The sequence below is a fragment of the Lentzea sp. CA-135723 genome (assembly GCF_050936595.1).
Classification (GTDB): domain Bacteria; phylum Actinomycetota; class Actinomycetes; order Mycobacteriales; family Pseudonocardiaceae; genus Lentzea.
In genome coordinates this window covers 3,496,561-3,518,874 of sequence record NZ_JBNJMK010000001.1, presented here as the reverse complement: position 1 = coordinate 3,518,874, position 22,314 = coordinate 3,496,561, and the positions used below count along the sequence as shown (strand labels likewise).

Here is a 22,314-nt window from a genome sequence, read left to right as displayed (position 1 = left end):
CACCCGCCACGGTCACATTTCCTCCAGCTGCCACCACTCGATAGGGCGGCAACTTAGGCACGAAAGGGGACCTACTGGTGAGTACTCACACGATCGAGTGGAGTTACATAGGGTGACTAAAGTAGCCCGCGCTCGTTAGGGACCCCACACCTGGACGCCCCTGATCACGAAGTAGGCGTCCGGCACGTAGGTGCCGTGCTTCGGGTAGGTGGTGAACTCGGCCTCGGTCGAGCAGTTGTCCCTCTGGTAGACGGTCGCGTCCCTGCTCAGGCGGTTCGCGAAGGACTTCCCGGTCAGCGTGAGGGTGATGCACTCGCCGGGGTTCGCGGACTCCAGGTCGAGGCGTTGCACGGCGCCGGTGTACTCCGGCCCGGCCCACACGCAGAACTCGCCCTTGTCGCAGGTCTTGTCACTCTGCGCTACGGCGATCCCACTGGAGGCGACCGCGCCCGCAGTGATCGCCAGGGCGGCGATGAGGCTCTTCGTCGACATGGGCGCACCTCCGTCGCAATGGAGTGTGCGTCCATTCGGGTCAGTCGGCCAGACGATCTTGAAGCGCCCGTGCGTCTCGCGGGGCGTACGCCTTGGCGTCGTTGTCGAAGTAGACGAACACGTCACCGCGCTTCCGCCACGCCCGGACCTTCTCCGCCCACTGGTCGAGGCCCTCGTCGGTGTACCCGCTCACGTAGAGCTCGTCGTGGCCGTGCAGCCGCACGTAGACGAAGTCCGCCGTGACCTCCTCGATGAGCGGGTACTTGCCGGCGGCGTCCGCGACGACGACCGCGATCCCGTGCCGTTGGAGGAGCTCCAAGAACTCGGAGGTGACGTAGCTGTCGTGGCGGACCTCGAGGGCGTAGCGCATCGGCCGTTCGGCGTCCGTGGTGGTGTGGGCCGGGTCCACGCGGTGGTCGTGGCGCTTGGCGACCTCCACGGCCTCGGTGGTGGTGCGGGGGAGCGCCTCGAAGAACGCCGTGAGCAGGTCCGCGTCGAACTGGAGCGTGGGAGGGAGCTGCCAGAGGATCGGGCCGAGCTTGGGGCCCAGGGCGAGCACGCCGGACGCCAGGTAGTTCGCGAGCAACTCGTGGCCGTCCTGGAGGCGCTTCATGTGCGTGATGAAGCGGCTGCCCTTGACGGAGAACACGAAGTCGTCCGGTGTCTCGGCGGCCCACTTCTGGTAGCTGGACGGGCGTTGCAGCGAGTAGAACGAGCCGTTGATCTCGACCGAGCCGAGCTGCTCGCTCAGGTACGCCAGTTCGCGCTTCTGCGTGACGCCCTTGGGGTAGAACGTGCCGCGCCAGGGCGGGTAGACCCATCCCGAAGTGCCGATCCTGACCTCGCCCATGTCGCTATCGTGACACGGTGGACGACTACCTTCAGCGCATCGGCGCCACGAGGTCCTCTTCGTTGGCGGAGCTGCACGAACGGCACCTGATGAGCGTTCCGTTCGAGAACCTCTACACGCACATGGACACCCGGATCGTGCTGGAGATCCCGTGGCTGCACGACAAGATCGTGGTGCAGCGGCGCGGCGGGTTCTGCTACGAGCTCAACGGGTTGTTCGCGGAGTTGTTGCGGCACTTGGGACATCACGTCGACCTGCTGGCCGCGCGGGTGTTCGGCGAGGACGGCAGGCTCGGGTACCCGTTCGCCCACCTGACGTTGCTCGTGGACGGTGAGTGGCTCTGCGACGTCGGGTTCGGGGCGTTCGCGCTGCACCCGTTGCGCTGGGGCTCGCGCGAGGAGCAGGTGGACCCGGCGGGCGTCTTCACGCTGGTGGACCACGGTGACGACGTGGAGGTCCACCACGGCGACGTGCCGCGCTACCGGATCGACCGGCGGCCGCGCGAGCTGTCGGACTTCGTCCCGGCCTGCTGGTGGCAGCAGACCGGGCCCGAGTCGAACTTCCGCGTCGCGCCGAGGGCGACCATCGCGACCCCGGACGGGCGGATCACCGTGACCGACGAGAAGGTGGTTGTCACGAAGAACGGCCTCAGGACCGACGTTCCCGTCGACGATCCTGAGGCCGCTTTCCTAGAGCACTTCGGACTTCACTTCCGGCAGAGCAACGCGTCCGGCGTCCTGCGCCAGTTGTAGGCGACACCGGCGATGTGCTCGTCCTGGGCGCACTGCCCCTTGTAGTGGCCGTTCGCCCAGTCGCCGCCCTGGTCCGGCCGGTTGTCGCCCCGGTCGAACCAGAGCACGCGGGTCTGGTTGCCGGAGGCGACCGGCGCGCAGATCAGCGTGAAGTTGGCGTAGCCGACGGCGGCGTTGCCTTGCGGGCACTGGAGCTTCGTGTATCCGGACGCCCAGTCGTTGGTGACGTGCTGCTCGTTGGTCACCCTGGTCGTGTTGCTCCACTGTGGACCGCTGACGCACAGGCCGCGGTTGCCGGTGTGGCTGATGCCGACCAGCTTCTCGCTCTGCGGGCAGGACTCCTTGAGCAGCTGGTTCCACCGGATCTCGCGCGGCACCTGCCCGGTGCGGCTCGGGGCGTTGACGAGACGGTTCCACGCGCCGGCCCGCCAGTCGTCGCCGTCGTTGACGCCCATGCGGTTGCCGTTGGCGTCCCAGTGCAGCAACGCCCATCCGTTGCCGCCGCGGTTGGTGTGGAAGCCGACCAGCGGCCAGTAGGCGAAGTCCGTGTCGTTCGCGATCAGCTGGTTCACGAACCGCTCGAACCAGTCGCGGGCCTTGGGGTTGTTCTCGCCGCGCCCGCCGACGCCGAACTCGCTGATCCACAACGGCGCGGTGAAGTGCTTCTGCGCCTCGGTGATGAAGAACGCCTGCCGCTGCAACACGTTGATGTGCTCCTGCGGCGAGAGGTCCTGGTAGCGCGGGTCGGTCGTCTCGCCGATTCCCGTGGCACCGCTGTGGTTCGGGCCCGTGTAACCGTAGAAGTGGGCCGAGTACACGAGCTTCTCGGGGTTGGCGAGCGTGTGGCTGAGGAACCGCGCGGGCTCCAGCGTCGGCCGGCCGTGCGCGAAGCCGTCGACGGGGATGCCCGTCCAGTTGATGCCCTCGACGATCACGAGCAGGTCGGGGGCCGTCTGCTGGAGGCGGTCCGCCGCCTGCTGGGACGCCTTGTGCCAGTCGTGGTCGTTGCCCCAGCCCCAGTTGGGGTCGTCCCACACGTTGCGGCGCACCTCGTTGTAGAGGTCGGCGCCGACGACGCGCTTGTTTGCCTTGTAGCGGTCGGCCATGAACGCCCAGTCGTTGATCCACTGGTCGGTGCTCTGGCTGGTGTTCCAGCGCTCGTTGCCGTCGACCCCGCAGCACCAGCGCGACGTCGTGGTGTGGTTGTTGAGGATGACGGCCAGGTTGTTGCGGGTCAGCTCGTTGACGACGGCGTCGTAGACCTCGAGCGGCCGCTTGCCGTTGAGCTGCGCGTCCTTCAGGCCGTTGACGGGGTTGGTGTCCTTGATCATCTGGTTGGAGAACGGCAGCCTGATGCTGTTGACGCCGATCTCCTTGAAACCGCTGATGATCGTGGCCATCGTCGCCCGGTCGAGGCCGAGCGGCACCTGGTCGGCTTTCTCGCCGGAGTGGTGGTTGGCGGGGTCGTTGATGTCGCCGGAACCGGTGTAGGTGCCGCTCGCACCGTGCCAGTTGCCGGACTTGAGCTTGAAGCGGTCGCCGTGGGCGTCGACGATCCACCGGCCTCGGGTGCTGAGGGGGCCGGTCCAGGCCGCCTCCTCCGCGTGCGCTTGCACGGGAGCCACGAGACTCGCGGCCAGGAGCAGGGGAGCCAAGACGCGAATCGTTCTCATATCTGAACAGAGTAGCCGTGGGAGCGTTCTCGCAGAAGGTGTGCGAGCCTCAGCGCGTTGAGCGGCGCGGCGCCGTGCATGGTGTTGTCGAAGTAGACGTAGGTGTCGCGGTCCTGCTCGTGGATCTTCTCGGCCCATGTGCTGAGCTGTTCGTCGTCGATGTACGGGAACGTTGGACCACCGTGCGGTCGAAGCGCAGGGAGGGCGGCAGCTGCCACAGGACCGGCCCCTGTTTCGGGCCCAGGGCGAGTGACTCGGCGAAGGCCCTGAGCGGTTCCTCGACGTCTCGCAGGCGCCGGAGGTGGGTGACCTGCTTCGTGCCTTTGACGGCGAAGACGAAGTCGGCCGGGGTCTCGGAGACCCATTTGCGGTAGTTCGACGCCGGTTGGTGGCGGTAGAAGGAGCTGTTGATCTCGATCGTGCCGACCCGCCCGGCCAGGTGGGGCAGCCACCGCCGCTGAGGCATGCCACGGTAAAAACCGTCGCGCCACTCCGGGTAGTGCCATCCCGACGTGCCGACTCTGATCATGCCTCCGGGTTGCCCGGCGGGCCTGTAGCTACTCTGTAGCACTTATTTCGAGTTAGTGCTACCTTGGTGGTATGCAGCAGCTCAAAGCCATCGGCCAGCGTGAGCTCCGCAACGACAACGCGGAGATCATGCGGCGCGTCGAGGCGGGTGAGAGCTTCGTCGTCACCCGCAACAACAAGCCCGTCGCCCAGCTCTCGCCGTACCGCGAGGAGGCCGTGTCCCGGCCGCCTCTCGGGGACGTGCAGGTGCTGTTCGGCACCCTGCCGTCGGTCGACGCCGACCGCTGGGAGGCCGATCGGCGCGCCGCCGACGCCGTGTTCGGTGCCGACGACCCCCTGGACGACCCGTGGCGCAGCTGAGCTGTCTGCTCGACACCTGTGTGCTGATCAGGTTGGAGCGGGCGAACCTGGGCGACTACGTGACCGCCCAGCCGTACTTGAGCGCTGTGACGATCGCGGAGCTCGCGTTCGGGCTCGACACCGAGGACCCGGTCGAGCGGTTCGCGCGCACCGAGCGGTACTACGCGGCGCTGCAGACGTTCGAGGTGCTGCCGTTCGGGGTCGAGGAGGCCAAGGTCTACGGGCAGATGGCCTCGCTGGTGCGGCGGGCGGGGCGCAGTCCGCGGCCGCGCAGGATGGACCTGCAGATCGCGGCCACGGCGGCGGTCGCGGGGTTGCCGGTCCTGACGATGAACGTCAAGGACTTCAAGGACGTCGAACGGCTCGTGGAGGTCGTGCCGATCCGTCAGGTCTGAGCGCCGTGGAAGAAGTACTGGCCGAGGCCGACGGTGAACACGAGCATGCCGTAGAGGGCGTGCTCGACCGACGCCGCGAGCAGTGACCGCGTGCGCTGGTAGCGGACGGCGAACAGCCAGCCGCCCGCCGCCGACAGCACGACCGACACCCAGCTGCCGAACACGATGTGCACGAACCCGAACGCCGCCGCGCTCGCCGCGACCGTCCACGTGCCGAACGCGGCGCCGTAGCGTTCGAACAGGAACGCGCGGAACACCAGCTCCTGCGGGTACACGCTGAACAGCGGGTAGAACACCATCACCGCCAGCCACAGCAGCGGTTGCTCCCGCGGGAACGTGAACAGCTGCTCGGGGAACACCACGGCCACGACCGCGATGGCGGCGACGGCCGACAGCGCCCACAGCGTCAGGATCGGCCGCAGCCGCAAGGCTTCCCGGCGCCACAACGACCTCCGGTCGAACGCCGGCGAGCGCAGCAGGTACCAGACGCTCGCGCCGCCCAGGACCAGCAGCACCGGGATCGGGCTGGTGCCGCGGGCGAGCAGGAAGTAGAGCAGGGCGAGGCCGAAGAAGACGACGACGTACTCGGCCGCCAGGTAGGCCTTGCGCTTCGAGGTGATCGCGACCGTTGTCACGGCCGCGAGGGTAGGTGGGCAAGGTGAACGGAAGAGATCATGAGGCGAGGAACGCGCGGACGCGTTCCAGGTGGTCGATGCCGATGCCCCTGCGCGGGTCGACGGGCACCAGCAACGTGTCCGGGCGCGCGGAGGCCCATTCGCCGTCGCGGCGCTGGAACTCGTCGTCCAGCCACGCGATCGGCCGCGTCCCGGCCCACTCGGTGATCGCCGGAACCTTGCCGTGCAGCCCGTCCCGGTGGTCGGCGCCGCGTCCGCCGAAGTCGACCCACTCCAGCTCGGGCAGGCCGAGGCGCGGGCCGATGAACTCGTTCGCCTCGTGTTCCCACGTCGTCGCCCACACCAGGTCGGCGTCGACGGCGGCGGCGAGCGAGAGCAGCCACGGGCCGTGCGACGGGTCCAGCCACACGCGCAGGGGCCGGAAGAAGCCGTGCGGGAGGACGCGGTGCGTGGTGTAGCCGGCCGGGCGCCGGGTCGGCTTCGCCAGGAACGGGTTCAGCGGGCCGTCGACGTCCAGCAGGATCGCGGGAGGCATGGCCCGATGAGATCATTGAAAGCGTTTGCGAGCTTGCGAATTTCGAAAAGGACCCGATCGGGACGTCCGAACGGCTAATGATCCGGCGTTTCATCCCGATACCTGACACATGACTGTCACGGACATCGCGACGTGGGGTACGGCGGACCACGTGCGAGCCGCGCTCGAACGTCAGCTCGAAGGCGCGCTGGTCGAGGTCCCCGAAGACGACGACTCACCCCGCAGGGCGTTCAGCGAGGCGTTGCGCAGGTCGTTGGTGCTGCGCCAGAACCACCCGTTCGACGTCGTCGCGATCGGTCTGCCCGACGTGCCGCGCTTCCGGGATCTGGTGGCGGGCTCCGAGGTGACGTTGCGCGCGACCAACATCGACGCCTACTTCATCCGCAGGGACGGGGCCGCGGAGGTCTACCGGCCGGAGATGCAGCCCGAGGTCTGAGGACGATCCGGATCATGCTCGGCGAGGGCGTCTGACGCTCGGCGTCCTGGCATGAAAGAAGCGCCCCCCGCGGAAGCCCGCGGAGGGCGCCTCTCTCACGTCACCTGAGGATCAGGCGGGCACCGACGCCACACCCGGCGCCAGGAAGCGCTTGCCCGTGACCTTCTCCGAGATGCCGGTGCGGTCCAGGTACGGCGTGATGCCGCCCAGCCAGAACGGCCACCCGGCGCCCAGGATCATGCACAGGTCGATGTCCTGCGCCTCCGCGACCACGCCCTCGTCGAGCATGATCCGGATCTCCTCGGCCAACGCCTCCAGCGCGCGGTTCTTCACCTCGTCACCGGTCAGCGGCGCGTCGCCGAAGTTCCACAGCGCGAGGACCTCGGGGTCGACGGTCTGGTTGCCGGACGAGTCCCACTGCCACACCGCGCCCTTGCCGGCGGCGACGAACTTCTTCATGTTCTCCGACACCGAGAAGCGGTCGGGGAACGCGCCGTGCATCGTCTCCGACACGTGCAGCGCGACGGCGGAACCGACCAGCTGCAGCAGGATCATCGGCGACATCGGCAGGCCCAGCGGCTCGGTGGCCTTGTCGGCGACCTCGAACGACGTGCCCTCGTCGACCGACTTGATGACCTCGCCCATGAAGCGGGTCAGCAGGCGGTTCACGACGAACGCGGGCGCGTCCTTCACGAGCACCGAGGACTTCTTGAGCTGCTTGCCGATCGAGAACGCCGTCGCGAGCGTCGCGTCGTCGGTCTGCTCGGCGCGCACGATCTCCAGCAGCGGCATGACCGCGACCGGGTTGAAGAAGTGGAAGCCCACGACCCGCTCGGGGTGCTTGAGCTTCGACGCCATGTCCGTGATCGACAGCGACGACGTGTTCGTGGCGAGGATCGCCTCGGCGGAGACGTGCTCCTCGACCTCGGCGAACACCTGCTGCTTGACCGCCAGGTCCTCGAACACGGCCTCGATCACGAAGTCGGCGTCGGAGAACGCGGCCTTGTCGAGCGAGCCGGACACCAGGGCCTTCAACCGGTTCGCCTCGTCCGGCGAGATCCGCTTCTTGCCCGCGAGCTTGTCGATCTCGGCGTGGACGTAGCCGACGCCCTTGTCCACGCGCGCCTGGTCGATGTCGGTCAGCACGACCGGCACGTGCAGGCGGCGGATGAACAGCAGCGCCATCTGCGAGGCCATCAGGCCCGCGCCCACGACACCGACCTTGGTGACCTTGCGCGCCAACGACTTGTCGGGCGCGCCCGCCGGTCGCTTCGCCCGCTTCTGCACCAGGTTGAACGAGTACAGGCCCGCGCGCAGCTCGTCGCTCATGATGAGGTCCGCGAGGCCCTCGGTCTCGGCGGCGTAGCCCTTGTCCAGGTCGTTCTCGCGCGCCAGCTCCAGCAGCTCCAGCGCCTTCAACGCACCGGGCGCCGCGCCCTTGGTCTTGCCGTGCACGATGCCCTTGGCCCGCGCGACGGCCGCGTCCCACGCGTCACCGCGGTCGATCTCCTTGCGCGGCACCGTGATCTCGCCGCGCACGACGCCGGACAGCCACAGCAGGGACTGCTCCAGGTAGTCGGCGGAGTCGAACAGCACGTCCGCGATGCCCAGCGCGAGAGCTTCCTTCGGCTTGAGCATCTTGTTCTGGTTCAGCGCGTTCTCGAAGATCACCGTCACGGCGTCGTTCGCGCCGATCAGGTTCGGCAGCAGCTGCGTGCCGCCCCAGCCGGGGAACAGGCCCAGGAACACCTCGGGCAGCGCGATCGCGGCCGCGTTCGACGCCAGCGTGCGGTAGTGGCACGACAGCGCGAGCTCGAGCCCGCCGCCCATGACCGCGCCGTTGACGAAGGCGAAGGTCGGGACGTCCGAGTCGGTGAACTTCTTGAAGACGTCGTGGCCGAGCTTGCCGATCACGACGCCCTGCGAGCGGTCCCCGGTCTCCTCGACGCCGGACAGGTCCGCGCCGACGGCGAAGATGAACGGCTTGCCGGTCACCGCGATGGCGGCGGGCTTGGCCGCGTATGCCTCGTCGAAGGCGGCACCGAGCGACACCAGCGACTGCGGGCCGAACGTCGACGGACGCGTGTGGTCCAGGCCGTTGTCGATCGTGATGAACGCGACCGGCTTGTCCAGGCCCGGAACGGAGATCAGACGGGTCTTGGCAACGGTGACGACCTCGTCGGGGAAGATCGCCTTTGCTTCCTCAGCGGTGATGGTCACTTGCCACTCCAGTTCGGGTTCTCCCAGATGACGGTCCCGCCCATGCCGATGCCGATGCACATGGTGGTGAGGCCGTAGCGCACGTCCGGACGCTCGGCGAACTGACGCGACAGCTGCGTCATCAGGCGCACACCCGAGGAAGCCAGCGGGTGGCCGGTCGCGATGGCGCCGCCCCACTGGTTCACGCGGGGGTCGTCGTCGGCGATGCCGAAGTGGTCGAGGAACGCGAGCACCTGGACCGCGAACGCCTCGTTCACCTCGAACAGGCCGATGTCCTCGATGGACAGACCGGCGCGCTGCAGCGCCTTCTCCGTGGCCGGAACCGGGCCGATGCCCATGACCTCGGGCTCGACACCCAGGAACGAGTAGCCGACCATCCGCATGCCGACGGGCAGGCCGAGCTCGCGCGCGGTCTCCTCCTCGGCGAGGATGCAGCCGGTCGCGCCGTCGTTCAGACCGGCCGCGTTGCCCGCGGTGATCCGGCCGTGCGGGCGGAACGGCGTCTTGAGCTTCGCCAGGTCCTCGACCGTGGTGCCCGGACGCGGCGGCTCGTCGGCCGTCGCGAGGCCCCAGCCGTTCTCCGCCGAGCGGGTCGCGACGGGCACGAGCTCCGGGCCGATCTTGCCGTTCTTGAGCGCGTCGGCGTACTTGGCCTGGGAGTTGGCCGCGTAGGCGTCCGTGCGGTCCTTGGTGATGTGCGGGAACCGGTCGTGCAGGTTCTCCGCGGTCTGACCCATCACGAGAGCGCTGGTGTCGACGATGCGGTCCGACAGGAAGCGCGGGTTCGGGTCGACGCCCTCGCCCATCGGGTGCCGGCCCATGTGCTCGACGCCGCCCGCGATGGCGATGTCGTAGGCGCCGAACGCGATGCCGCTCGCGGCCGTGGTCACGGCGGTCATCGCGCCCGCGCACATGCGGTCGATCGAGTAGCCGGGCACCGACTTCGGCAGGCCCGCGAGCAGTGCCGCGGTGCGGCCGAGCGTGAGGCCCTGGTCGCCGATCTGCGTGGTCGCGGCGATCGCGACCTCGTCGACCCGCTCCGGCGGCAGCTCGGGGTGCCTGCGCAGCAGCTCACGGATGACCTTGACGATCAGGTCGTCGGCACGGGTCTCGGCGAAAATCCCCTTGGGGCCGGCCTTGCCGAACGGCGTGCGGACGCCGTCGACGAAGACCACGTTCCGAACGCGTGCCGGCGCTGCTGGTGCGGCCACGGCGTCTCCTCCACTTGTGGTGACAACTCTGTCCACTCCGGTCGGGCTGCGCGACATCCCTACCGGTCGGTAACGCCAACTCTAGCCCTAGTTACTGGCCAGTAACCACTGCGGTACCCCTGTTGGTTGTGTCACACACCTTGCGGATGATCAGGAACAGCGGCAACCCGACCGGCGCCAGCAGGATGGTGATCACCAGAACGGGTGCCATGACCAGCGGGTGAACGTTCAGCCGGCGTCCTTCGAGGTACATCCAGCGCCCGACGAACAGGTCCCACGCGAGCATGTGCGCCCACACCAGCGCCGCGCCGGTCGGCGTGCTCATGAACTCGGCCAGCGCGCCGATCTCGGGCCTCGTGACCAACGGCAGCAGCTCCGGCAGCACGGGGATCATCAGCACGACGTAGATCAGGACGGGCGGCAGCACGATCAGGTACGACTCGGCGATCTTCTGCGTCCACGACCACTTCGGCGCGAGGATCATCAGCGCCCAGAACGGCGCGGCGACCAGGAACGTCAGGTCGAACAGGGTGGCGATCATGCGAGCGCGTACTCCTTCTTGGTGTTCTTCGGGGTCTGTCGTGCCCACACCACGCCGAGCGCGGTCGCGACGACGATGGCGGCGGCGACGCCCAGCGTCAGCGCGTCCGGCTTGACCAGCGGCTGGCCGCGCAGCGCCTGCCAGATCGTGAGCAGCGTGATGCCGAGGTAGCCGCCGCTGATGACCCACGCGAGGCGCGCGTTGGCCCAGCGTCCGGCGAGCGCGATCAGCAGGGGCAGGACCTGGAGCGCGTGCATGCCGATGAAGTGGCCGATGCGCAGGTCGCCGTGGACGGTGCTCCAGCCCGTGAGGGCCATGTACGAGCCGCCGTCGGGCCCGCCGATCGAGTGCGAGCCGAGCACGCCCTTCGCCATGTCCTGGCCGGGCCTCGGCTGGGTCATGATGAAGCCGACGCCCATGCCGACCAGGGCGATCAGCAGGCTGAGCCGGATCGTCCAGCCCTTCGCCGGGTCGTCGAACCTCTTGCGGAACAGCATCACGGCGAGGATCAGGTTCGAGACCCAGAGGATCATGACCATGGTGCCCATCGCGCTGAAGAGCGCGGTGTCGAGCGGCGTCTCGAAGTTGAAGTGGCTGCGCTTACCCCGGATCACCTGGCCGACGATGATCACCATCTCGCCGACCGAGACCACGGTGGCGACGGTGCCGATCCACCAGGCGATCTTGCGCGCCCTGCCCTCCAGCAGGCTGATGAACCACGCCAGGGAAGCGCTGTAGAGCACGAAGGACACGGCGAACTTGAACGGCTTGAACCAGATCGGCGAGTCGACCAGCATCCGGTCGTCGAGCAGGATGCCGAGCGCGGCGATCGGGGTGAGCACGATCATGGAGAGCGTGAAGAGCATTAACGGCCGGTGCCAGCTGTACGCCTTCTTCAACATCCTGAACCCCCTGCGTCGGAACGGATAGTGGAGCTTTCCGCTATCGGTAAATGGGAAGGTACACTATCCATATGCGTGTTGGCGAGCTTTCGAAGCGAAGCGGCGTCCCGGTGCCGACGATCAAGTACTACCTGCGCGAGGGACTGCTGCCCGCCGGCGTGCTGACCAGCCCGAACCAGGCCCACTACGACGAGGGGCACCTCCGCCGGCTGCGGCTCGTCCGCGCCCTGGTGGACGTCGGAGACCTGTCGATCGCCGCCGTGCGCGACGTCCTCGTCGCCATCGACACCCGAGACTCGCTGCACAACAAGCTCGGCGCGGTCCAGGAGGCCATCAGCCAGCCGAGCGCGGTGGACCTCGATCCGCTCGCCGTCGCGGACGTCCAGGCGTTCTTCGCACGGCAGGGGGAGACGGACTGCGTCGACGTCACCGAGTCGAACGTGACCCACATGCTGGCGGCGGCGCTGTCGGTGGCCAGGTCCGTGGGCCACGACGGGATGCAGGACCTGCTCGACCCCTACTTGGAGGGGCTGAAGATCATCGCGCAGGCCGACGTCGACTACATCGCCCGGCAGAGCTCGCGCGACGACATCATCGAGGCGATGGTCATCGGCACGCTCATCGGTGACACGGTGCTGAAGGCGGTGCGACGGCTCGCGCACGCGCAGGTGTCGCGCGACGTGATCGGCGACAGGCCGGCGCTGGAAGACGACGAGAGCTGACCGCCGGCTGATATATCGGCCAACTGATATATCGGTGCCGGCCGACCAGCACGACCTGCCCGACGACGAGGTCGTGGACCTCGTGCGCGGGGTCTAGGTGAGCGGCAGGCGCCAGCGGACCTCGCCGTCGTGGGCCTCGTCGGTGGCGGTGAGGCCCGCGGCCGCGGCCACCGCCGCCGACGCGTGGTGGTCCGGGTGGACGTGCGCGATCACCGTGCGGACCGGTTGCGTGCGAAACGGTTGCGTGCGGAGCCAACCAACCAGTTGGCGGGCGGCCTCGCGGGCGATGCCGCGGCCCTGCCACGGCGTGCCGACGACCCAGGCGATCTCGGCGGTGGATCCCGTGACGGTGGCCTGGACGGTGCCGGTGAGGCACGCCTGCGCCCGCAGCCGGATCACCCAGTTGAGCCAGCGCTCGGCCGGGTCGGGGGAGCCCGCGACGAGCCGGCGGTAGCGGGCGGCGAGGTCCTCCGGGGTGGAGGGCTCGCCGCCGATGAACGCATGCAGCGCCGGATTCCCCAGCACCTCCGCCATCTCCGCCGCGTGCTCGGCGCGCAGGGGGAGCAGGTCGAGGCGTTCCGTGCTGATCGCCGGGAACGGCAGGAGCGGATCGTCCGTCACGGGCGCCGCTCGTTCCGGTGGCGGTCCAGGAAGGCGGCGACGAGGTCGTCGGTGAACGCGCGCGGGACCGGGGTGCCGGTCACCAGCACGCGGTAGTGGATCGGACCGACCAGGTGGTCGACGGCGACGTCGACGTCGAGGCCGGGGGAGAGGTCGCCGCGCGCCACGGCGCGTTCCAGCGGGAGGCGGTCGCGGGTGCGCTGGTGGCTCAGGTGGTCGTCGCGCAGGCGGGTGGCCAGTGCCGGGTCGTGCTGGGCCTGGCCGGTCAGGGCGCGGAAGACCGCGCCTGGGTCCGACGTGGTGAGGAAGTCCGCCAGGTTCGCGAGGTGGGTGCGGAGGTCGGCGGCCAGGTCGCCGGTGTCCGGCGGGGTGAGGTGTTCGGCCATGTCCTCGGTGAACGCCTCCAGCAGGACGTCGACCTTCGACGGCCACCAGCGGTAGATCGTCTGCTTGGCGACGCCCGCCCGCGCGGCGATGCCCTCGACGGTCACGCCGGCGAAGCCCTTCTCGGCGAGCAGGTCGTCGGCCGCCTCCAGGACCGCGCGGCGCGCCTCCTCGCTGCGTCCGTGCCGGTTGCCGCGGTGCGCGGTGTCGCTGGTCATCGGCTGTCTCCCACGGCCGTACCTTAGCCGGGTCTAGTCTAGACGCAACGTTGCGTCTACTCTGGCCTGCATGACGATCACGTTGCACGAGGACCGGGTTCGCGGAGTGCTGGAGCGGCTGTTCGAGGCCGCGGAGGGGGATGAGACGTTCGAGGCGCCCTGGGGAGAGTTGCGCGAGGCCGGCGCCCAGGAGCGGGCCGACGCGCTGGACGCGGTGTACATGCCCATCTCCGCTCGTGGCGGGGACCTGCTGTACGGGCTGGTGAGGTCCAGCCGGCCGGAGACCGTGGTGGAGTTCGGGACGTCGTTCGGGATCTCGACGCTCTACCTGGCGGCGGCCGTGCGGGACAACGGGCGCGGGCACGTCTACGGGACCGAGATGTCGGCGGTGAAGCTGGCCGCCACGCGGAAGAACCTGGAGGAGGCAGGGCTCGGAGGCGTCGCCACGGTCCTGCCCGGTGACGCCCGGCGGTCGCTCGCCGGCCTGGAGGGGCCGATCGGGCTGGTGCTGCTCGACGGGTGGAAGGAACTCTGCCTGCCCGTGCTGCGCGACCTCGAACCGCGGCTGGCGCCGGGGGCGTTGGTGGTGGCCGACGACATCGACCAGGAGTCGATGGCCGGCTACCTCGAGTACGTGCGGGACCCGGCCAACGGGTACGTCAGCGTCGCGTTCCCCGTCGAGGACGGGATGGAGATCAGCTGCCGGGGGTGACGCACCGCAGCGCCACGTCGGTCGCCGTGCGCATGGCGGCCAGGGTGGCGTCCGGGGAGTCGCCGCGGGCGAGGCTGGTGACGGCCGCGGCGCTGATCGCGCCGACCAGCGCGCCGACGGCGGCGGACGCCGTCACCTCGTCGAACTCGCCGGGGTGAGCGGCGAGCAGGGCAGCGGAGATCCTGGTCTGCGCCTGGAACGTCACGTGCAGCACGCGTGCCTGAACGGCCGGGGTGGTCACGACCAGTTGAGCGCGGAGGGCGGCCAGGCCGGACGGCAGGTCGCCCGCCGCGGTGTCCGCGATCATCCTGGCCGCGGCCGCCGCCAGCGACTCGCGGGGCGTGGCGTGCCCGGCGACGGCCTCGACGGCCAACACCGCGCGGGCCTCGCTGTCGGCCAGGAGCACGTCCTCCTTGGTGGGGAAGTGCAGGAAGAAGGTGCGTTTGCTGACGTCGGCGAGGTCCGTGATGTCCGTGACGCCGGTGTTGTCGTAGCCCCGCTCAGTGAAGAGGCGCACCGCCGCCGTCACCAACGCCTGGCGGGTGGCCTGCTTCTTGCGTTCGCGACGCCCTGGATCGTCTGACACGGGCGTGGCGGGGCGGACGGTGCTGGTGACCGGGGCAGGGCGGGGGATCGGGCGGGCGGAGGCGCTGCACCTGGCGGCGGCCGGGGCGAACGTCGTGGTGAACGACCCCGGCGTCGAGGTCGACGGGCGGGGAGGGGACGCGGGGGTCGCCGACGCCGTCGTCGCGGAGATCCGCGCACGCGGCGGGCGGGCCGTCGCCGACACCGGGAACGTCGCCCGCTGGGAGGAGGCCCGGCGGATGGTCGCGCGGGCCGTCGACGAGTTCGGCGACCTGCACGTCGTGGTCAACAACGCGGCCACCGAGGTCAACAAGCCGGTTGAGCGGCTGACCGAGGACGAGTTCGACGACGTCGTCGCCGTCAAGCTGAAGGGGACGTTCGCGGTCAGCCACCACGCGGCGCGGTACTGGCGCGAGCGGTTCGAGGCCGGCGAGAGGGCCGGCCGGGCGATCGTCAACACCGCGTCAGGGTCGGGGCTGCTGAACCCGCTGCCGACGCAGTCGAACTACGCGGCGGCCAACGCGGCCGTCGCGGCGCTGACGACCGTGCACGCCCTGGAGCTCCGGAGGTTCGGGGTGCGGGTCAACTGCGTCAGCCCGTCGATGGTGCGCACGCGCCTGACGGCGGGCGTGCCGGGGGAGGGCATGACCGGGCCGGACGTCGTCGCGCCCGTCGTCACCTACCTGGCGGGCGACGGGTGCCCGCTGACCGGGCAGGTGCTGTCGGTGCGCGGCACGTCGGTGGCGGTCAACCGGGGGTGGTCGCTCGGGCCGCGGGTCGAGAGCGACGGGCCGTGGACCGTGGGCGCGCTCGCCGACGCTTTCGACACCGTCGCCGTCGAGGTCGTCGACCCCTTCGACGCGGTGACGACGGTACTCGGCGGTGCGCTCGGCCTGAGCCGGCGCGAGGACGTCGAGGCCGTCGTCAACGCACAGTTGAAGTGATCAGCCAGCTGATATATCGGATATCAGCCGGCGGCGGGCGGCGGAGCGGTCGAGGCCAGGGCCTTGGTGAGGGCCTCCAGCGTCAGCGAGATCTGCCACGAGCGGGCGCCGCCGTCGCGCAGGACGGTGGCGACGGAGTCGGGCGACAGGTCGGCCGGCGGTTGCCAGCAGGTGCGCCGCACCAGGTCCGGCAGCAGCAGGTTCTCGACCGGCAGGGTGTTGGCCTCGGCGATCGCCGCCAGTGCCGCTCGGGTGGCGGCCAGGCGTGCGGCGGCGTCCGGGTCCTTGTCCGCCCAGCGGTTGGGCGGCGGCGGGCCGTCGTGCTGGCCCGCTGGTTCCGGGAGCTCGGACTTCGTGAGAGCGCCCGCCTTGCGCAGGGCGTTCATCCAGACGCCCACCATGCGGCGCTGCGAACGGCCTCGGAAGACCGGCAGGGCCAGCAGTTCGGCGTCGGAGGAGGGGTTGCGGGCGGCTGCCTCCATCAGGGCGGAGTCCGGCAGGACCCGGCCTGGGGCGATGTCGCGTTCGCGGGCCACGGTGTCGCGGGCTTCCCAGAGCGCGCGCACGAGGGCCAGTTGCCGCTGGTTGCGCACGCGGTGGATACCGGACGTGCGCCGCCAGGGGTCGGTGCGGGGGCGCGGCAATGGCGCCGTCCGCACCGCCTCGAACTCTTCGAGCGCCCAGGCGAGCTTGCCCTGGCGCTCCAGCTCGGCTTCGAGAACGTCGCGCAGCTGCACGAGCAGCTCCACGTCCAGAGCGGCGTACGTCAGCCAGTCGGCGGGAAGAGGACGGCGCGACCAGTCGGCCGCGCCGTGCCCCTTCTCAAGCCGGTAACCGAGCAGCCGTTCCACCAACGTGCCCAGTGCGACGCGGTCGAACCCAGCCAGCCTGCCCGCCAGCTCGGTGTCGAACAGCACGCCGGGACGGAGACCGAGCTCGGCGAGGCACGGCAGGTCCTGAGACGCCGCGTGCAACACCCACTCAGTGCCCTCCAACGCCTGCACCAGGGGTTCTAGCCGACCGCCGAGGGCGATCGGGTCGACCAACCAGGTGCCGGCGCCTTCCCGGCGCAGTTGCACCAGATAGGCACGCTGTGAGTAGCGGTAGCCCGAGGCTCGCTCGGTGTCCACCGCGACCGGGCCCTTCGCCCCGGCGAGCGCGTCAGCGGCTCGCCGGAGCGCAGCTGGATCGGCGACCACGGGCGGGACCCCATCAGCAGGTTCCGTCAGCGGTACCGGTTCTGGTCCGGTTGGTGCGGTTGGCTCGTCGGCGGGTACATCCACAACGGATGACCCTACGACGATCGCACCCCTCACAGGTGTTCTCGGCCGGTTCAGTGGTTCGAACCGGTGTCTAACGGATCACGCCGGCACGCATGGCCAGCGCGACCATCTGAGCGCGATCCCCGGTGCCCAGCTTCCGGCCGATCCGCGACAGGTGAGACTTCACCGTCAACGCGGACAAGCTCAGAGCCTCGCCGATTTCCTTGTTGCTCTGGCCATCGGCGACCAGCTGGAGCACCTCGACCTCACGCGCGGAGAGTTCCCGCGGCGTGTTGTCCGTGCCCGGCACCCGAGTACCCGCTGCGAGTACTGGTGCCACGCTCGGATCTGCGTAAACGCCGCCGTCGAGGACCCTGCGCACCCCGTCGGTGACCACCATCGGCGAGGCGGACTTCAGGAGGTACGCCTGGGCGCCCGCCTGGAAGGCCGACCTGACCGCGTAGGGGTCGTCGGAGGATGCGAGGACCACGATGCGGGGCCAGCCCTGGGCACGGAGCTCCGTGACCAGGTCGATGCCGGTGCCATCCGGCAGGCCCAGATCGAGGATCGCGAGGTCGCACGGTCCGGTTGCAAGTGCCCGCGCCCGAGCCTCTGCCACCGATGCGGCCTCATGCACTGTCCCGGCTCCCATTTGGGTGAGCCGAGCTGATATCGCCTCCCTCAGCAGTGGGTGGTCGTCGACCACCAGCACTGAAAAAAGCTCTTCCCGCGGGTGCGGGACCATGTTCGCCGGCAACGAGCCGGCTGGCGTGGTACGAACGGCCTGACCTAAGCCGACGGCAGCCACGTCACTACCTCCCTGGAGTCGGTCGTGCCCCCCGACCGGCACCGGAGACTTTCGTCCAATCAGCCGCGCCACTGATCGACCGAAAGTGGTGTCGTCTGGGGCAGCGTAGCCGCCCATGCGGGTCTACGGGACGATCAATCGGGTATCTATCCCTATTGAGTTGTGACAGATGGCCTCATGTGTCACACGATTGGATGACAACTAGATAGGGGGTGTAACGCGAGCCCCTCTCAGAACGACATCTTGGAGTTGGTTGTGTCTAGCGGTGCTGGTGTCGAACGAGCGCGGGCCCTGTTGCAGCGCGTCCCCCTCGTCGACGGCCACAACGACCTGCCGTGGGCCCTGCGCGAGTTCGGCGAGGGAACGGGCGAGAACGTCTACGAGACCGCCGCCAAGATCGATCTGACCGAACGTCATCCCAGCCTGCACACCGACGTCGTGAAAATGCGCGAGGGCGGTCTGGGGATGCAGTTCTGGTCCGTCTGGATCCCCGGCAGGCTGGCGGGTGACGGAGCCGTCACCGCCGTGCTGGAGCAGGTCGAACTGGTCTACGAGTTGGCTGAGCGGTACTCCGAACACCTCGGCCTCGCGACGACCGCCGCCGAAGCTGAAAAAGTTTTCGCCTCCGGGCGTGTCGCATCCCTGATCGGTGCCGAGGGCGGACATTCCATCAACTCTTCACTCGGCGTTCTGCGCGCACTGCGCCGCCTGGGTGTTCGCTACATGACGCTGACCCACAACGACAACACGCCGTGGGCCGACAGCGCCACTGACCAGCCGGTACACGGAGGCCTGACCGACTTCGGCCGGGACGTCGTGCGCGAGATGAACCGGATCGGCATGCTCGTCGACCTGAGCCACGTCGCGCCGAGCACCATGCACGACGCCCTCGACACGAGCGTCAAGCCCGTCATCTTCAGCCACTCGTCGTGCCGCAGGGTTGCGGACCACCCGCGCAACATTCCCGACGACGTGTTGGTCAAGCTGCGGACGAACGGCGGTGTGGCCATGATCACATTCGTCCCGAGCTTCGTCGCGCCCCGGTTCGCTGAATGGGACGCCGCCCTTCGTGACGCCATGACGGCCGCCGGCGCGAACCACGCCGACATGGACGAGCGCAAGGTCTTCAGCGAGAAGTGGGTCGCCGACCACCCGGCGCCGGCCGCGACCCTCGACGACGTCGTCGCGCACGTCGAGCACGCGCGCGAGGTCGTCGGCGTCGACCACATCGGCATCGGCGGCGACTACGACGGCGTCCAGGCGCTCCCGCAGGGCCTGGAGGACGTCTCCACCTACCCGAACCTCTTCGGCGCGCTGCTCGACAGGGGCTGGTCCGAGGAGGACCTCACCAAGCTCGCGGGCGCGAACGTGCTGAGGGTCCTCAAAGAATCCGACTAGTCGGTTGCCGAACGACTGGCCGGGTCGGCAAACGACTGGTTGGTTGGTTCAGCGCTGGCCGAACAGCGTGACGCCGACCGGCGGCAGCCCCACGGCCGTCGCCATCAGGTCGTAGAACGCGGTGCCGTGCTCGGCGAGCTCTCCGTCGAGCGCGGTCCACGACGCGCGCAGCTCCAGGTCGTCGGTGCGGGCCGGGCCCGCGATGTCCCCGAACCGGGCCGACGACGTCTGCGTCACGGTGCCGCCCAGCGCGGTGAACCCCGCCCCGGACTGGTCGAGGGCCTCGGTCAGCCACGACCACCCGACCTCGGGCAGCAGGGGATCGGACGCCAGCTCGTGGTCCAGCTCCACCCGCACGTACGCCACGACGCGAAGGACACCGCCCCACGCCTCGTCGCCGTCCGGGTCGTGCAGCAGCACGAGCCTTCCGGTCGACAGCTCGTCCGACGGGCCGGTGACCTCAGCCGTCAGCGCGTACGCCCACGGAGCGAGCCGCTGCGGCGGGCGAACTTCGGTGAGTTCGATCTCGGGCCTGTGGCGAACCGACTTGAGCGTCCCCACCGCCCGGCGGAAGATTTCCGGCTCGGTCACGCAACTGACTGTATGCCTCGCAATCCGGCCGAGTGACGGCGGCACGCCGGGACGTGGGACCATGAAAGAGATATGAGCACTCAAGTCCCCCTCCTCGTGGCCGCAAGTGGCGGCACCCCGTCGCACACCCCTGTCTGGTTCATGAGGCAGGCGGGACGGTCGCTGCCCGAGTACCGGGCCCTGCGTCAGGGCACCGCGATGCTCGACGCGTGCATGGACCCGGAGATGGTCTGCGAGATCACCATGCAGCCGATCCGGCGGCACGGTGTCGACGGCGCCATCCTCTTCTCCGACATCGTCGTGCCGCTCAAGGCGGCCGGGGTCGACCTCGACATCGTCGCGGGCACCGGTCCCGTGGTCGCGAACCCGGTCCGCACGCTCGAAGACGTGAACGCGCTGCCCGAGCTGCACGCCGAGCAGGTCCAGCCGGTCCAGGACGCGATCGGGCTGCTGCTCAAGGAACTCCCGGCGGAGGTCGCGCTGATCGGGTTCGCCGGAGCGCCGTTCACGCTGGCGAGCTACCTGGTCGAGGGCGGCCCGAGCAAGAACCACGAGCGCACCAAGGCGCTCATGCACGGCAACCCCGAGCTGTGGCACGCGCTGCTCGCGAAGATCGCGGACGTCACGGCGGCGTTCCTGCACGCGCAGCTCGACGCGGGCGTGCAGGCCGTGCAGCTGTTCGACTCGTGGGCGGGCGCGCTGTCCGAGCGCGACTACCGCGAGTTCGTGCTGCCGCACTCGAAGCGCGTCCTGGAGACGATCTCTGGCGTCCCGCGCATCCACTTCGGCGTCGGCACCGGCGAGCTGCTGCCCGCGATGCGCGAGGCCGGCGCGGACGTCGTCGGCGTCGACTGGCGGATCCCCCTCGACGTCGCGGTCGAGAGGCTGGAGAAGGCGAACCCCGAACTGCCGAAGCCGGTCGTGCAGGGCAACCTCGACCCGGCGCTGTTCTTCGCGGGCTTCGACGCCGTCGAACGCGAGGTGCGCCGCATCCACGCCGAGGGCAAGGCCGCGGCGGGCCACATCTTCAACCTCGGCCACGGCGTGCTGCCGGACACCGATCCGGAGATCATCACCCGGACCGTCGAACTGATCCACAGCTTGTAATGCACGGTAGAGCGCCGCACGTCGCTGTCGTCGGGGGAGGCGTCTCCGGGCTCGCCGCCGCGCACCGGTTGCGCATGCTGCTCGGCCCGCAGGCCAGGATCACCGTGATCGAGCAGTCCGACCGGCTCGGCGGCAAGCTCCGCACCACCGAGCTCGCCGGCGTGCGGTTCGACGTGGGCGCGGAGGCGTTCCTGCACCGCAAGCCGGAGGCGCAGGAGCTGATCGACGAGGTCGGGCTCTCCGAGCACGTCGTGCACCCCACGGACGCGAAGGCGTCGGTCCACGCCGCCGGGCGCACGCACCAGCTGCCGGCGCACACGTTCATGGGCGTTCCGGCGAGCGTCGAGACGGTGCGGCACATGCTGTCGTCCGAGGGCGCGCTCCGCGTCGAGATGGAACCGACGCTGCCGCCGATCGAACTGCGGGGCGGCGACGTCGCCGTCGGCGCGTTGATGAAGGACAGGTTCGGCCCGGAAGTAGCCGACCGGCTGGTCAGTCCGCTCCTGGGCGGTGTCTACGCGGGCCGTGCCGATGAGCTCGGCCTGCGCGCCACCATGCCGCAGATCGCGACGTTGCTGGACAAGGGCGTCGGCTCGCTGCTGGCGGCCGCCGCGATGATGATGCCCGCGCCGCCGCAGCCCCGCGCGTCCCGCCCGCCCGTCTTCGCCTCGCTCGCGAACGGCGTGTCGTCGCTGGTCGACAAGCTCGCCGAGGTCGCGAAGCCCGAGATCAGACTCGGCCTGCCGGTCCGCGTGCTGTCGTGGCTCGGCGACGGCTGGCGCCTGGAGATCGGCTCGGCCGCGACGCCCGAGTACCTGGAGTGCGACGGCGTCGTGCTCGCGGTCCCGGCGCCGTCCGCCCGCAAGCTGCTGCACGAGATCGCCCCGCAGGTGTCCGCCGCGTACGGCAAGGTCGAGGTCGCCTCGATGGCCGTCGTCGCGCTCGCCCTGCCGCCGGGAACCGAACTGCCCCAACGCTCCGGGATCCTCATCGGCGAGGGGGAGCGGTACTCCGACCGCATCACCCCGTTCACCGCCAAGGCCTTCACGTTCTCCAGCCGCAAGTGGGCGCACTACGGCGAACCCGTCGTCCTGCGCGGCTCGGTCGGCCGCCACGGCGAGACGGCGCTGTTGCAGCGCAGCGACGCCGACCTCGTCAAGGCCGTCCGCAACGACCTGCGCGAGCTGACCGGGATCAGCGCCGCGCCGATCGACTTCGTGGTGCAGCGCTGGGGCGGCGGGCTGCCGCAGTACGGCGTCGGCCACGTCGACCTCGTGGACACCATCGAACGCGGCATCGCCGCCGTGCCGGGCCTCGCCGTCGCCGGCGCCACCCTGCACGGCGTGGGCGTTCCCGCCTGCATCGCCACCGCGGACGCGGCCGCCGCCCGTGTCGCAGCACACCTGCTGGGCCGCGTCAGGCGTTGAGCGCC

26 protein-coding genes and 1 pseudogene are annotated in these 22,314 nt (G+C 69.7%); 10 read left to right on the top strand and 17 right to left on the bottom strand.

Features of this window, described 5'->3' with window-relative positions:
* Window positions 1-135 precede the first annotated feature (135 nt).
* Both ACQEU1_RS15275 and ACQEU1_RS15270 read right to left on the bottom strand, forming a co-directional pair.
* A complete protein-coding gene (locus tag ACQEU1_RS15275; RefSeq protein ID WP_433201196.1) occupies window positions 136-492 on the bottom strand; it encodes a peptidase inhibitor family I36 protein in 357 nt (118 codons plus the stop codon).
* 40 nt (window positions 493-532) lie between these two features.
* Complete coding sequence (locus ACQEU1_RS15270; RefSeq protein WP_433201193.1) at window positions 533-1,342, bottom strand: DUF72 domain-containing protein; 810 nt, start codon at window positions 1,340-1,342, stop codon at window positions 533-535.
* 17 nt (window positions 1,343-1,359) lie between these two features.
* Here ACQEU1_RS15270 and ACQEU1_RS15265 point away from each other — a divergent pair, with 17 nt between their 5' ends.
* On the top strand, window positions 1,360-2,094 hold the full coding sequence (locus tag ACQEU1_RS15265) for an arylamine N-acetyltransferase family protein (RefSeq protein ID WP_433201190.1): 735 nt from the start codon (window positions 1,360-1,362) through the stop codon (window positions 2,092-2,094).
* Here the strand turns inward: ACQEU1_RS15265 and ACQEU1_RS15260 are convergent.
* The 3 genes and pseudogenes from ACQEU1_RS15260 to ACQEU1_RS15250 all read right to left on the bottom strand — a co-directional run.
* Window positions 2,049-3,749 (bottom strand): glycoside hydrolase family 5 protein, encoded by a 1,701-nt coding sequence (locus ACQEU1_RS15260; RefSeq protein ID WP_433201187.1) that lies wholly within the window; start codon window positions 3,747-3,749, stop codon window positions 2,049-2,051. The genes ACQEU1_RS15265 and ACQEU1_RS15260 overlap by 46 nt on opposite strands.
* 14 nt (window positions 3,750-3,763) lie before the next feature.
* Window positions 3,764-3,985, bottom strand: a complete 222-nt coding sequence (locus ACQEU1_RS15255) for a DUF72 domain-containing protein (RefSeq protein WP_433201184.1) — start codon at window positions 3,983-3,985, stop codon at window positions 3,764-3,766.
* Between the two features lie 63 nt (window positions 3,986-4,048).
* Window positions 4,049-4,233 (bottom strand): annotated as a pseudogene (locus ACQEU1_RS15250) (DUF72 domain-containing protein); the annotation flags it as partial.
* A gap of 134 nt (window positions 4,234-4,367) precedes the next feature.
* On the opposite strand from ACQEU1_RS15250, the gene ACQEU1_RS15245 reads away from it, so the two are divergent.
* Window positions 4,368-4,655 (top strand): type II toxin-antitoxin system Phd/YefM family antitoxin, encoded by a 288-nt coding sequence (locus ACQEU1_RS15245; RefSeq protein WP_382444290.1) that lies wholly within the window; start codon window positions 4,368-4,370, stop codon window positions 4,653-4,655.
* Window positions 4,643-5,050, top strand: coding sequence for a type II toxin-antitoxin system VapC family toxin (locus tag ACQEU1_RS15240; RefSeq protein WP_433201181.1), 408 nt, complete (start codon window positions 4,643-4,645; stop codon window positions 5,048-5,050). The genes ACQEU1_RS15245 and ACQEU1_RS15240 overlap by 13 nt, the downstream gene beginning before the upstream one ends.
* On the opposite strand, the gene ACQEU1_RS15235 is transcribed toward ACQEU1_RS15240, so the two are convergent.
* A complete protein-coding gene (locus ACQEU1_RS15235) occupies window positions 5,041-5,685 on the bottom strand; it encodes a lysostaphin resistance A-like protein (protein ID WP_433201178.1) in 645 nt (214 codons plus the stop codon). The two genes, ACQEU1_RS15240 and ACQEU1_RS15235, sit on opposite strands and share 10 nt — an antisense overlap.
* 37 nt (window positions 5,686-5,722) lie before the next feature.
* On the bottom strand, window positions 5,723-6,220 hold the full coding sequence (locus tag ACQEU1_RS15230; RefSeq protein WP_433201175.1) for an HAD domain-containing protein: 498 nt from the start codon (window positions 6,218-6,220) through the stop codon (window positions 5,723-5,725).
* 109 nt (window positions 6,221-6,329) lie between these two features.
* On the opposite strand from ACQEU1_RS15230, the gene ACQEU1_RS15225 reads away from it, so the two are divergent.
* Window positions 6,330-6,656, top strand: a complete 327-nt coding sequence (locus ACQEU1_RS15225) for a hypothetical protein (RefSeq protein WP_433201172.1) — start codon at window positions 6,330-6,332, stop codon at window positions 6,654-6,656.
* A 111-nt stretch (window positions 6,657-6,767) separates the two neighbouring features.
* Here the strand turns inward: ACQEU1_RS15225 and ACQEU1_RS15220 are convergent, their stop codons facing one another.
* Genes ACQEU1_RS15220 through ACQEU1_RS15205 form a run of 4 tightly spaced genes read right to left on the bottom strand, consistent with a single transcriptional unit; the run spans window position 6,768 to window position 11,530 of the window.
* On the bottom strand, window positions 6,768-8,876 hold the full coding sequence (locus ACQEU1_RS15220; RefSeq protein WP_433201169.1) for a 3-hydroxyacyl-CoA dehydrogenase NAD-binding domain-containing protein: 2,109 nt from the start codon (window positions 8,874-8,876) through the stop codon (window positions 6,768-6,770).
* On the bottom strand, window positions 8,873-10,144 hold the full coding sequence (locus tag ACQEU1_RS15215; RefSeq protein ID WP_433201166.1) for a thiolase family protein: 1,272 nt from the start codon (window positions 10,142-10,144) through the stop codon (window positions 8,873-8,875). The genes ACQEU1_RS15220 and ACQEU1_RS15215 overlap by 4 nt, the downstream gene beginning before the upstream one ends.
* A 34-nt stretch (window positions 10,145-10,178) precedes the next feature.
* Window positions 10,179-10,628, bottom strand: a complete 450-nt coding sequence (locus ACQEU1_RS15210) for an ABA4-like family protein (protein WP_433201163.1) — start codon at window positions 10,626-10,628, stop codon at window positions 10,179-10,181.
* The gene (locus tag ACQEU1_RS15205) at window positions 10,625-11,530 is read right to left on the bottom strand and encodes a hypothetical protein (RefSeq protein WP_433201160.1); all 906 of its coding nucleotides are present in this window, start codon (window positions 11,528-11,530) and stop codon (window positions 10,625-10,627) included. The genes ACQEU1_RS15210 and ACQEU1_RS15205 overlap by 4 nt, the downstream gene beginning before the upstream one ends.
* A gap of 71 nt (window positions 11,531-11,601) precedes the next feature.
* Between ACQEU1_RS15205 and ACQEU1_RS15200 the strand changes: the two genes are divergently transcribed.
* The gene (locus tag ACQEU1_RS15200) at window positions 11,602-12,252 is read left to right on the top strand and encodes a MerR family transcriptional regulator (protein WP_433201157.1); all 651 of its coding nucleotides are present in this window, start codon (window positions 11,602-11,604) and stop codon (window positions 12,250-12,252) included.
* Between the two features lie 93 nt (window positions 12,253-12,345).
* On the opposite strand, the gene ACQEU1_RS15195 is transcribed toward ACQEU1_RS15200, so the two are convergent.
* Entirely contained in the window at window positions 12,346-12,873 is a 528-nt protein-coding gene (locus ACQEU1_RS15195) for a GNAT family N-acetyltransferase (RefSeq protein WP_433201154.1), read from the bottom strand.
* On the bottom strand, window positions 12,870-13,475 hold the full coding sequence (locus ACQEU1_RS15190; protein WP_433201151.1) for a TetR/AcrR family transcriptional regulator: 606 nt from the start codon (window positions 13,473-13,475) through the stop codon (window positions 12,870-12,872). The genes ACQEU1_RS15195 and ACQEU1_RS15190 overlap by 4 nt, the downstream gene beginning before the upstream one ends.
* A 70-nt stretch (window positions 13,476-13,545) precedes the next feature.
* Between ACQEU1_RS15190 and ACQEU1_RS15185 the strand changes: the two genes are divergently transcribed.
* The gene (locus tag ACQEU1_RS15185) at window positions 13,546-14,187 is read left to right on the top strand and encodes an O-methyltransferase (RefSeq protein WP_433201148.1); all 642 of its coding nucleotides are present in this window, start codon (window positions 13,546-13,548) and stop codon (window positions 14,185-14,187) included.
* Here ACQEU1_RS15185 and ACQEU1_RS15180 read toward each other — a convergent pair.
* Window positions 14,171-14,773 carry a TetR/AcrR family transcriptional regulator gene (locus ACQEU1_RS15180; protein ID WP_433201145.1) on the bottom strand — a complete coding sequence of 201 codons (603 nt, stop codon included), beginning with the start codon at window positions 14,771-14,773 and terminating at the stop codon, window positions 14,171-14,173. The two genes, ACQEU1_RS15185 and ACQEU1_RS15180, sit on opposite strands and share 17 nt — an antisense overlap.
* A 25-nt stretch (window positions 14,774-14,798) precedes the next feature.
* On the opposite strand from ACQEU1_RS15180, the gene ACQEU1_RS15175 reads away from it, so the two are divergent.
* On the top strand, window positions 14,799-15,716 hold the full coding sequence (locus ACQEU1_RS15175) for an SDR family NAD(P)-dependent oxidoreductase (RefSeq protein WP_433201142.1): 918 nt from the start codon (window positions 14,799-14,801) through the stop codon (window positions 15,714-15,716).
* Window positions 15,717-15,739: 23 nt separating this feature from the next.
* On the opposite strand, the gene ACQEU1_RS15170 is transcribed toward ACQEU1_RS15175, so the two are convergent.
* On the bottom strand, window positions 15,740-16,999 hold the full coding sequence (locus ACQEU1_RS15170; RefSeq protein ID WP_433201139.1) for an HRDC domain-containing protein: 1,260 nt from the start codon (window positions 16,997-16,999) through the stop codon (window positions 15,740-15,742).
* Between the two features lie 70 nt (window positions 17,000-17,069).
* Window positions 17,070-17,786 carry a response regulator gene (locus tag ACQEU1_RS15165; protein WP_015099292.1) on the bottom strand — a complete coding sequence of 239 codons (717 nt, stop codon included), beginning with the start codon at window positions 17,784-17,786 and terminating at the stop codon, window positions 17,070-17,072.
* A gap of 294 nt (window positions 17,787-18,080) precedes the next feature.
* Here ACQEU1_RS15165 and ACQEU1_RS15160 point away from each other — a divergent pair, with 294 nt between their 5' ends.
* Window positions 18,081-19,184 carry a dipeptidase gene (locus ACQEU1_RS15160; RefSeq protein WP_433201133.1) on the top strand — a complete coding sequence of 368 codons (1,104 nt, stop codon included), beginning with the start codon at window positions 18,081-18,083 and terminating at the stop codon, window positions 19,182-19,184.
* Between the two features lie 48 nt (window positions 19,185-19,232).
* Here the strand turns inward: ACQEU1_RS15160 and ACQEU1_RS15155 are convergent, their stop codons facing one another.
* Window positions 19,233-19,775 (bottom strand): DUF3000 domain-containing protein, encoded by a 543-nt coding sequence (locus tag ACQEU1_RS15155; RefSeq protein ID WP_433201130.1) that lies wholly within the window; start codon window positions 19,773-19,775, stop codon window positions 19,233-19,235.
* Window positions 19,776-19,847: 72 nt separating this feature from the next.
* Between ACQEU1_RS15155 and hemE the strand changes: the two genes are divergently transcribed.
* Both hemE and hemG read left to right on the top strand, forming a co-directional pair.
* The gene (gene hemE, locus ACQEU1_RS15150; RefSeq protein WP_433201127.1) at window positions 19,848-20,882 is read left to right on the top strand and encodes a uroporphyrinogen decarboxylase; all 1,035 of its coding nucleotides are present in this window, start codon (window positions 19,848-19,850) and stop codon (window positions 20,880-20,882) included.
* Window positions 20,882-22,309, top strand: a complete 1,428-nt coding sequence (hemG, locus tag ACQEU1_RS15145; RefSeq protein WP_433201124.1) for a protoporphyrinogen oxidase — start codon at window positions 20,882-20,884, stop codon at window positions 22,307-22,309. The genes hemE and hemG overlap by 1 nt, the downstream gene beginning before the upstream one ends.
* The last annotated feature ends 5 nt before the right edge of the window (window positions 22,310-22,314 follow it).